The organism is Arthrobacter sp. A2-55 (genome assembly GCF_025548615.1).
Lineage (GTDB): Bacteria > Actinomycetota > Actinomycetes > Actinomycetales > Micrococcaceae > Specibacter > Specibacter silviterrae.
The window spans coordinates 1-2,648 of the sequence record NZ_JAJLOZ010000136.1; the positions used below are offsets into that span (position 1 = coordinate 1).

1 protein-coding gene is annotated in these 2,648 nt (G+C 65.7%); it reads right to left on the reverse strand.

Features of this window, described 5'->3' with window-relative positions:
• A partial coding sequence (aceE, locus tag LPN03_RS20600; protein WP_262455737.1) for a pyruvate dehydrogenase (acetyl-transferring), homodimeric type occupies positions 1 to 2,648 on the reverse strand: 2,648 nt, incomplete at both ends.

The following is a 2,648-nucleotide window of genomic DNA, read 5'->3' on the forward strand; positions in this document are numbered from 1 at the left end:
GGCGGGGACGTGGCCGGTTTTGGCGAGCATTTGGAGGGCGCGGACGACGATGGAGTGGGAGTCGATTTTGAAGTAGCGTCGGGCGGCTGCGCGGGTGTCGGAGAAGCCGAAGCCGTCGGCGCCGAGGGTCGCGAAGTCGTTGGGGAGGTATTGGCGTACCTGGTCCGGGACGGCTTTCATGTAGTCGGTGACGGCGATGACGGGTCCTTCGGCGCCGGCCATTTTCTGTGTGAGGTAGGGGGTGCGGGGTTCCTGTTCGGGGTGGAGGAAGGCGTGTTCCTCGGCGTCGAGGCCGTCACGTCGGAGTTCCGTCCAGGACGTGACGGACCACACGTCCGCGGCGACGTCCCAGTCGGCGGCGAGGATTTGTTGGGCTTCCAGGGCCCAGGGCACGGCGACGCCGGAGGCCAGGAGCTGGGTTTTGGGGCCCTGGATGCTGGCGGCCTGGAGGTGGTAAATGCCGCGGGTGATGCCTTCGGTGTCCATGTGTTCGGGGGCTTTGGGCTGGATGATGGGTTCGTTGTAGACGGTGAGGTAGTACATGACGTTGGGGTCCGGGTGGGTTCCGCCGTACATGCGTTCCAGGCCGTCCTTGACGATGGCCCCGATTTCGTAGCCGTAGGCGGGGTCGTAGGAGATGATCGCGGTGTTCGTGGAGGCCAGGAGGGGGGAGTGGCCGTCGGCGTGTTGGAGGCCTTCCCCGGTCAGGGTGGTCCGTCCGGCGGTCGCGCCGATGATGAAGCCGCGGGCCATTTGGTCCCCGGCGGCCCAGAACTGGTCCCCGGTGCGTTGGAAGCCGAACATGGAGTAGAAGACGTAGATCGGGATCAGGGGTTCGCCGTGGGTGGCGTACGCGGTCCCGGCGGCGGTGAACGCGGCCACGGACCCGGCTTCGTTGATGCCGGCGTGGACGATCTGCCCGCTGATGGATTCCTTGTAGGCCAGGACCAGGTCGCGGTCCACGGAGAGGTAGTTCTGCCCGTTGGGGTTGTAGATCTTCGCGGTCGGGAAGAACGCGTCGATGCCGAAGGTGCGGGCCTCGTCGGGGATGATCGGGACGATCCGCTGCCCGATGCCCTTGTCACGCATCAGGTCCTTCAACAGGCGCACGAAGGCCATGGTCGTGGCGGCGTGCTGCTTGCCCGAGCCGCGGTTCGCGGCGTCGTAGCTTTTCTCCCCGGGCAGGGCCAGGGCGGTGTGGCGGGTGCGCCGTTCCGGGACGAACCCGCCCAGGGCGGCGCGGCGTTCCATCAGGTACCGGATTTCCGGGGCGTCGGCCCCGGGGTGGTAGTACGGGGGCCGGTACGGGTCAGCTTCCAGAACCTCGTCGCTGATGGGCAGGCGCAGGTGGGTGCGGAAGTCCTTCAAGTCCTGCAGGGTCAGCTTCTTCATCTGGTGGGTGGAGTTGCGGGCCTCGAAGTGCGTGCCGAGCCCGTAGCCCTTGACCGTGTGGGCCAGGATCACCGTCGGCTTGCCCTGGAAGTCCAGGGCTGCCTTGTACGCGGCGTAGACCTTGTGGTAGTCGTGCCCGCCGCGCTTCAAATTCCAGACCTCGTCATCGCTGAGGTGCGCGGCGAGTTCCTTGGTCTGCGGGGTTTGGCCGAAGAAGTGTTCGCGGACGAACCCGCCGGACTCGGCCTTGTACGTCTGGTAGTCCCCGTCCAGGGTGTCGTTCATGACCTTCACCAGGGAATGGTCGGTGTCCCGGGCCAGGAGCTCGTCCCATTCCCGCCCCCACAGCACCTTGATGACGTTCCAGCCCGCGCCGCGGAAGAACGCCTCGAGTTCCTGGACGATCTTCCCGTTCCCGCGCACCGGCCCGTCCAGGCGCTGGAGGTTGCAGTTCACCACGAAGGTGAGGTTGTCCAGCTTGTCGTTCGCTGCCAGCTGGAGCAGGCCCCGGGATTCGGGCTCGTCCATTTCCCCGTCGCCCAGAAAAGCCCACACATGCTGCTGGGAGGTGTCCTTGATGCCGCGGTTGTGCAGGTACCGGTTCGACTGGGCCTGGTAGATCGCGTTCATCGGCCCGATCCCCATCGACACCGTCGGGTACTCCCAAAATTCCGGCATGAGCCGCGGGTGCGGGTACGAGGACAGGGCATGGCCCTGCCTGGACTTTTCCTGCCGGAACCCGTCCAGGTCCTCCTCCGTGAGGCGGCCTTCCAGGAACGCGCGCGCGTACATGCCCGGGGACGCGTGTCCCTGGAAAAAGACCTGGTCCCCGCCCCCGGCATGGTCCTTGCCCCGGAAGAAGTGGTTGAACCCGACCTCGTACAAGGTCGCCGCCCCGGCATAGGTCGAAATGTGCCCGCCCACCCCGATCCCGGGACGCTGCGCCCGGTGCACCATGACCGCCGCGTTCCACCGCAACCACGCCCGGTACCGGCGCTCGATCTCCTCATTGCCCGGAAAGACCGGCTCCTGGTCCGCAGGAATCGTATTCACATAATCGGTCGTCGTGACCATCGGCACACCCACACTCTGCGCACCCGCCCGCTGCAACAAACTACGCATAATGAACTGCGCACGCTCCGTGCCACGATCAGCAATCAACGCATCCAACGACTCCAACCACTCAGCCGTCTCCTCCGGATCACGATCAGGCAACTGGTTCGTCAACCCGCTCAAAATATGGGAACTCTCGTCTC